General features: G+C 76.0%; 5 protein-coding genes. 1 reads left to right on the top strand and 4 read right to left on the bottom strand.

Annotation, left to right across the window (positions count from 1 at the left end; all coding sequences use genetic code 11):
- The 4 genes from HET64_RS33925 to HET64_RS33910 form a co-directional block, all read right to left on the bottom strand.
- Positions 1 to 893: serine/threonine-protein kinase (locus tag HET64_RS33925; RefSeq protein WP_308370422.1), on the bottom strand; the 893-nt coding region annotated here is incomplete at its 3' end.
- Between the two features lies 1 nt (position 894).
- Positions 895 to 3,075 carry a bifunctional serine/threonine-protein kinase/ABC transporter substrate-binding protein gene (locus HET64_RS33920; RefSeq protein WP_215111093.1) on the bottom strand — a complete coding sequence of 727 codons (2,181 nt, stop codon included), beginning with the start codon at positions 3,073 to 3,075 and terminating at the stop codon, positions 895 to 897.
- A 9-nt stretch (positions 3,076 to 3,084) separates the two neighbouring features.
- Positions 3,085 to 3,909 (bottom strand): hypothetical protein, encoded by an 825-nt coding sequence (locus HET64_RS33915; RefSeq protein WP_308370421.1) that lies wholly within the window; start codon positions 3,907 to 3,909, stop codon positions 3,085 to 3,087.
- A 130-nt stretch (positions 3,910 to 4,039) separates the two neighbouring features.
- The gene (locus HET64_RS33910) at positions 4,040 to 4,879 is read right to left on the bottom strand and encodes an alpha/beta fold hydrolase (RefSeq protein ID WP_215111092.1); all 840 of its coding nucleotides are present in this window, start codon (positions 4,877 to 4,879) and stop codon (positions 4,040 to 4,042) included.
- Between the two features lie 167 nt (positions 4,880 to 5,046).
- Here HET64_RS33910 and HET64_RS33905 point away from each other — a divergent pair.
- Positions 5,047 to 7,526: GTPase-associated protein 1-related protein (locus HET64_RS33905; RefSeq protein WP_215111091.1), on the top strand; the 2,480-nt coding region annotated here is incomplete at its 3' end.

The following is a 7,526-nucleotide window of genomic DNA, read 5'->3' as shown; positions in this document are numbered from 1 at the left end:
GTGCGGGGGGCTTCGTGCGGGTCCGGGGCTCCTCGTCGGCCCGGGTACTCCCTCGGGTCCCGTACCCGGGCCGGGTCCCCGGGGTCACCCGGGGCCTTCGCCGCCAAGGCGTCGCGGACCCGGCCAGCGGTCGGCCGGCCGGCCGGGTCCTTGGCCAGGCAGGCGGTGATCAGGGGTGCCAGGCCGGGCTCCACGCCCGCGAGGTCCGGCTCCTCGTGGATCGTGCGGAACAGGGCGCCCGCCCCGCCGCCCTCGCCGAACGGCCGCCGCCCGGTCGCCGCGTACACGAGGACGCAGCCGAGCGAGAACACGTCGCTCGGCGGCCCCGGCGGGTGGGCCGACGCCTGCTCGGGGGCCAGATAGCCGGGTGTCCCGATCACCGCGCCGGTGGTGGTCAGCGCGGTGGCGCCCTCGTGGCGGGCGATCCCGAAGTCGATGAGGCGGGGGCCGTCGAGGGCGAGGAGCACGTTGCCGGGTTTGACGTCGCGGTGGATCAGCCCGGCCTCGTGGACCGCGACGAGGGCCTCGGCGAGCCGGCTCCCGAGCGCCCTGACGGTGGCCGTGGGCAGCGCGCCGCCGGCGCCCACCACCTCGGCCAGCGAGGGCCCGGGAACGAACGCGGTCGCCAGCCACGGCTCGCGGTCCTCGGTGTCCGCGCCGAGCACCGGAACCACCCAGGGTCCGGTGATCCGGGCGGCCGCCTCGGCCTCGCGCCGGAAGCGGGCCCGGAACCCGGGATCGTCGGCGTGCTCGGCCCGGATCACCTTGACGGCGGCGAGCGCGCCGCCCGCCGAGCGCGCCAGGTAGACCACGCCCATGCCGCCCGCGCCGAGCCGGGCGAGGGTGCGGTACGGGCCGACCGTGCGGGGGTCCTCCGAGGTGAGGGGCCGCACGTCAGCTCTTCGGCTTCGGGGCCGGGCCGAGATAGCGGTGGCGGCCCTTCTCCACCCGGTACAGGTGGGCGTCCTGGCCGATGACCTGCTGACGTTTCTCGTCGAACGCGTAGGTGCGGGAGATCCCCTCGTACCGGGCGCCGGCGATCGCGGCGGTGAGTGCGGACCGGGTGGGCCGGCCGTCGCCGGAGGGGGTGGCGCTCGCCGTCGCCTCCCTGGCGGCGGTCTCGGTGAGGGCGGCGAGCTCGCGGGCGACGAGTCCCGTCACGTCGTACGCCTCGGCCGACCAGGCGGCGGGTGCGGCGCCGAAGCGTTTGCGGTGGGCGGCGGCGAAGGTCGCGGCGGCCGGGGCGCTCGCGTCGGTGAACGGTGCGACGAATTCCCAGCCGTCGGCCGCCGCACCCGCCTGTTTCAGGAACTCCGGCCCCATGACGGTGTGCTGGGCCATGCGAGGTCCGGTGAAGGAGAGTTCGGCCAGGATGCGGGCGACCCGGGAAGCGCCGGCCGCGTCACCGGCGTAGAAGAGGGCGTCGCTCCGGTGGGAGAGGAGGTCGGTGACGACCGGGTCGAAGACGGTCGTCCCGGCGGGCACCACCCGGGGGTGGGTGGTGCCGGTGGTGAGCTGGGGCGTCATCAGGTTGGTGGTGTAGCCCGCCTGGTAGGCCGTCTGCCCGCCGGACCGGTCGATCAGGATGCCCAGCCGCTCGACGTCGGGGCGCAGCAGGAGGCGGTTGACGATGGGGAAGGAGAGCGAGGCGTAGGAGGGGGCGGCCTGGAAGAAGGAGCCGTTGGCCCGGGCCGGGAAGGCGATCTGGAGGGCCGACACCGTCAGGACCGGCAGCGCCGCCTCGTCGTACGCGGCCAGTGCCGCCCCGGCCGCCTCGTCGCCCGTGGGGCCGATGACCGCGACGACCTCCGGATCGCGGGCGAACTCCTCGGCGACCTGGGCCGAGCGGACGGGGTCCCCCTGGTCGTCGAGGACCTTCACGGCCAGGCGGAAGGGGTGGTCGTCGAGGGAGTTGAAGCGGTCGACGGCGAGCCGGACGCCGCGTTCCTGGGCACGTCCGGCGGCGCTCAGGGGGCCGGTGAGGTCGGCGTGCACGCCGATGATGAGGCGGCGTCCACCGGGTGTTCCGTCCCCGCCGCCGTCGGGTTCGTCGCGGGTGAGGCGTACGGCGGCGAAGGCGCCGGCACCGAGCACCACCGCGCCGCCGGCCGCGAGCAGCAGGAACCGTCTCCGGCCGGGGGCGGGGTCCGGCGGGCCGGGCCTCTCGGTGACGGTGGCGTCGATGTCGGGCAGGGCCAGCAGGGCGGCGGACCGGTCCGCGATGATCCGGACGACGTCCTCGGGCAGCCAGTCGGCGGTGGCCCCGGCGGGGGCGTCCTCGGCTATCAGGGTGTCGAGGTCGGCGGCGGCCGGACGCTCACCGGGGTCCTTGGCGAGGCACCGGTCCAGGAGCGCACGGAGCGGGGCGTCGTCGACGCCGTCCAGGTCGGGTGCGTCGTGCACGGTGCGGTAGAGGACGGCGTCGACCGCGCCGCCGCCGAAGGGCGGCCGGCCGGTGGCCGCGTACGCCAGGAGGCAGCCGAGCGAGAAGACGTCCCCGGCGGGCCCTGCGGTGTTCCCCGACGCCTGCTCGGGCGGGAGGAAGCCGGGGGTGCCGACGACGAGGCCGGTGGCGGTCAGGGCGGTGGCGTCGGCGGCGCGCGCGATCCCGAAGTCGATGAGCTGCGGGCCGCCGGCCGTCAGCAGGACGTTGCCCGGTTTGACGTCGCGGTGGACGAGCCCGGCGGCGTGCACGGCGGCCAGGGCGCGGGCGAGCAGCCGGCCGAGGACCGCGACGCTGCGCACCGGCAGCGGCCCGCGCCGGGCGACGACGTCGAAGAGCGTCGGTCCGGGGACGAACTCCGTGGCGAGCCACGGGCGTTCCGCCTCGGTGTCGGCGGCGGTGACGGAGACGGCCCAGGGGCTGTCGACCCGGCGGGCGGCTTCCGCCTCCCGGCGGAAGCGGGTCCGGAAGTCCTCGTCCCCGGCGTGCTCGGGCAGGATCACCTTGATCGCGGCGAGCGCTCCGGCGTCGGTGCGTCCGAGGTAGACGACGCCCATGCCGCCCGCCCCCAGGCGGCCGAGGAGCCGGTGTCCGCCGATCCGGGCGGGGTCGGTGGGTCGCAGGTCGTCCATCGCCCGGCCTCAGCTCTGCTTCTCGACGGCGGATTCCAGCCGGACCAGCATGGCGGCCTGCGCCTGGACGACGAGGTCGTCGATCTCCCGCTCGGTGCGCCCCTTCGCCCCCTTGCCGGTCACGGCGACGGTGAACTGCAGGGTCTGCGCCTGCTGCCAGGAGTAGTGGTGCGGTCCGCCGAGCTCGGAGCTCCGGTACTGCCCCGTCTCACTGAGGGAGTCCTCGGAGGTGGTCTGCCTGGACTCGCCGCCGAGGAGCGCGGCGGCGACCATGGAGCCGATCAGTTCGCCCTCGCGCAACTGCTGGGTGGGGCAGCGCATGCTTTCCTCGATCGACTCGGCCATCTCCCAGGCGGCGTCCTCGCGGGTACGGTGCACGGTGACGACGGCGCCGAGGCGCACCGGCCCCTTCCCCTCCTCGGCGGGCAGCTCGAACGAGCGGGTGAGGGTGGCCAGGACGCTGTACGCGGGCTTCCGCTGCTGCCAGACACAGTCCTCGCCGAGCACGGGCCAGGTCGCGGGGTCGCTCTCGTACGGGCTCCGCTTCACCACCCCGGGGCCGAAGCTGTCGGGGCCGGCGATGACGCGGCCGATGAGGTCGCGTGCCTCGGCCCGGGTCTTCGGGAGCCGGGCGGGGTCGGGTACGAGCGAGTCCTCGGGCGACGGCCCGGCACCGGTGCTGCCGCCGGGGTCCGGGCTCGCGCTCGCCGAGGCGTCGCGCTTCTCCGCTTCCCCGGGGTCGTCCGCCGCGCCGGAACAGCCGGCGAGCAGGACGGTCACCAGGGCCAGGGGCAGCGCGTACCGGACCCCTCTTAACGGCACGTGACAGGTCACAGCGTTTCCCCGTTCCTCCTCGACGCCGCGTCGATCATAGGTTCGCCCGGTGGGGCGGACGGGGGCCGATGAGGGACTGTTACCTCGTCGGGACATGCCCGGCACCGCCCGGGGCGCCCGGCCCGCTCCTTCAGGCGGTCTCCGTCAGGAAGGCGCCGATGTGCTCGACGAGGGCGTCGGGCCGGTCCTGGGGAATCAGCGTGTAACTGTCGGCGACCTCCACCAGCCGTCCCTGCGGCAGCAGTTCGGCGAGGCGCCGGCCGTGGTCGAGCGGCATCACCCGGTCCTCGGTCGCCCAGATCACCAGCGCGGGCCGGTCGAAGGTGCGCAGTTGCTCGGCCCACCGTGCGAGCTCGGCCTTCTCCGGTACGCCGAGCACATAGGCGCGCAGGTCACGGCGGATCTCCGGGGAGGTCTGGAGCGGCCGGAACCACCGGTCCATCGTGGCGTGCGGGACGGGTCGCTTGCTCATCCGGCCCCAGGTCATGGGCAGCCGCCGTGCGGGCCGCAGCCGGAGCAGGGAGAAGGCCGCCCTGATCCCGCCGGGCAGCCTGGCGGAGGCGACGAGGTTCCGGCCGGGCAGCCCCGGCGGGTAGTTGTCGAACGCCTCGCACGACGTGATCACGAGCCGGCCGATCCGGTCGGCCCGCCCGTCCGCGACCAGGGCCTGTGCGCCGCCCCAGTCGTTCATCACCAGGGTCACGTCCTCCAGCCGGAGCGCTTCCAGGAACTCCGCGACCAGCCGGGCGACCCCGAGGACGGAGAGGTCTGCCCCGGCCTCCATGGGCCTGCGGTGCCCGCCGAGCGGCAGGGTCGGCACGACGCACCGCACCCCGTCCCCGAGCCCGGCGACGACCTCGTCCCACAGCGAGCCGTCCATGGCCACGCCGTGCAGGAGGACCACGACGGGCCCCTCGCCACCGGTGTCGTGGTACTCGATCACGCCCGCGGAAAGCTTCACGTCGCTCATGGGGTCACCGTAGTGCGGCGTCCCTCGGGCCAGCGCCTGACGCAGCGTAGGGATTCGGTCCCCGTCCTTGATAACGTCGCCCCCGCGGCTGCGGACTTCTTCCCCCGACCCCAGCCGTACGGGGTGGGCACGGGGATCGGGCGCGGCAGGACGAAGAGGGCCGACAGATGAGCCTTGCACAGGTGCACTACACCTCCGCCGCGCCGGGGGACGAGGGAACGGCGGGCCGGTTCTCGGCGGTCGGCCCAGGAGTGTCGGGTGCTCTGCTGGCGGAGATCGAGCCCCTGCTGCGCTACGAGCTCCCCGGGGGCGTTCCCGGCCGGCCGTCCGACGACGAACTCCGCTCGCTTCCCCAGGCTTTCGGGTACTTCGTGCTGTCCGACGGCAGCCGGCTGGTGGCACGGGCGGCCCCGGTACGGGACACGGGCGGCACCGGGTCGGGTGTCCGGTTCCACGCGCACGCGGTGCACCTGCCGCCGGGGGTTCCGCTGCCGGGCGACCGGCTGCCGGTCGAGGCGTGGCGGTCGCCGCACTGGGTGGCGGTGACGCCGGGCGGGCCGGTCCCGGACCCGTTGACGCTGCCGCCGGGTCCGGCGGCGGTCTCCGAGGGCCTCGACGACTTCGCCGTCTCGCGCGGCCCCTGGCTCGCGGCCGTCCTGGCGGATCTGCGCCGGGCGAGCGACGCGGAGGCGTCCGGCGGGCGGCCGGTGGTGCTGGTGGAGCGGCAGTGCGCGGACGTGGCCCGGTGGCTGGGGCTCGCGTCGGTCACCTTGCCGAGGGAGAGCGCGGAGCGGCTGACGTTCACCACGTACACCCGGCGGCCGGAGAGTTCGGCGTCGCGGGTGGTGGGGGTGCTGCCCGAGGACGCGGCGGCGGCACGGGCCGCGGGCCTGCGGGTGCACGAGTGCGCGGGGCCGCCTCCGGCGGGCGGCGGTCCGGGCGATGCGTGGGCGGCGACGGCGGCGCGGGTCTGGCGGAGCCGGTCACCGGAGCTGTTCACTGAGGCGCGGGAGTTGCCCGGGGAGCCTTTCGCGGCGGGCCCGTTGGCCGTGACGGCACTGTGTGCGGGCATCGAACTCGGGCCGGACGGGCGTGCGGCGGCGGCCGGTTGGGCCGCCGATCGCCCGTACGCGCTGGACGCCAAGCGCACGGGCCAGTTGGTGGAGGCCCTCACCTCCCCCGCCGTCGACGACCGTACGGGACCCGAATTCGACGCGGCCGGGCGGCTGTTCGGCGCGCTGGAGGGCCGCTGCCCGGCATCGGTCACCGCCCCGCTCGCGGCGATGCTGGTCACGGAGGCGGTACGGGGCGGCAACGGCTCGCTGGAACTGCCGCGCCGGGACGCGTTCGCCGGCCCGGAGGGGGCGGAGGTCGCCGAGCGGCTGGGCCCGGAGATCCTGACCGAGCTGGCCGACACCGTCGGCTCGCGCCCGGTGGCGCGCACCGTACAACTGCTGCGGGTCGCACGGCTGTTGGCTGTGGACGGTACGGAGTCGCTGCCGGGGGTCGTGGACCGGCTGGCGCCCGCTCTGCTGGCGGAAGCGGCGGCACACGAAAGCCCCCCGGGCTTCGCACCGGCCCTGCTGGAGCTGCTGGACGAGCAGTTCGAGGTGCGGACGGCGCTGCTCGGCGCGCTGGACCGGATCGCGCCCGAGGACCCCGGGGCGGTGGCCCGGTTCCTGGAGCGGGTCACGCTGCCGTTCACGGGTACGCAGGCGCTGCCGCACCTGCGGATGTGCGCCGAGGTGCCGGAGGCGATGGCGACCCTGGGCGGTGACCGGGCGGCGGTGTGGCACCGGGTGCTGCGGGCGGCCGGCCTCTCCCCCTTCGCCGAGCCCCTGGTCCTGCGCACGGCGGTCGGCCTGGTGTGGGAGGACCGGGCCCCGACGGTCGGGGAGGCCCGGCTGCTGCTGGACGCCGCCACCTCGGACGCGCACCGCGTGGCCGGTACCTGGGCGCGCCTGGTGGACGCGGCGCTCAGCACGTCCGCCGCCGAGACGTCGGCCATCGGGACGTCGGCCACCGGGACGTCCCCTGCCGGCACGGACGAGGCGGCCGGGCTCGCCCACGACCTGCTGCGCGGCTTCCCCGGGGAAATCGGCGGCCGGGAGCGGGCCGGCCTCCTCTTGCTGGACCTGGTCCGCGAACTGCGTACGGGCGCCCCGGAACCCGGCTGGGCGGAGCGGGTCCGCACCCTGTGCGCGCAGGCGGAGCCGGTCGAACCGGAGCTCCGGGAGCGGGCGTACGCGGCCCTGGTCGAACGCCTGCTGGCCCCGGACCGCCCGGGGGCGGAACTGTACGACTTCGTCCACGGCGAGGACGCCGAGCTGATCGCCGCGTACGACCGGGTGGCCCGGACGGAAGCCGTACGCACCCGGCTGCGCACACAACCCGCCTACGCGGCGGACTGCTTCACCGTCTGGACGGCCCACCCGCACGCGGGCCGCGCCTGGCCCCCGGTGGCCGCCGCCCTCCTCGACGACGTCCTGCGCCCCGCCGTACGCGGCATGCCGGCCGAGGCCGTGGCGGAGGTCGAGGCGACGGTGGGCCGCACGGGCAGCAGCGGCCGGGCCGACGCCTTCCGCGACTGGAACCGGTCGAGCGCCCTGGGGCGGCTGGGCCGCCGGATCGCGGGGCGGGTGCGGCG

Origin of the sequence: Streptomyces sp. McG3, assembly GCF_018619185.1 — a bacterium.
Taxonomy (GTDB): Bacteria; Actinomycetota; Actinomycetes; order Streptomycetales; family Streptomycetaceae; genus Streptomyces.
The sequence above is the reverse complement of the archived record's forward strand: the minus strand, read 5'-3'. Positions and strand labels throughout refer to the sequence as shown.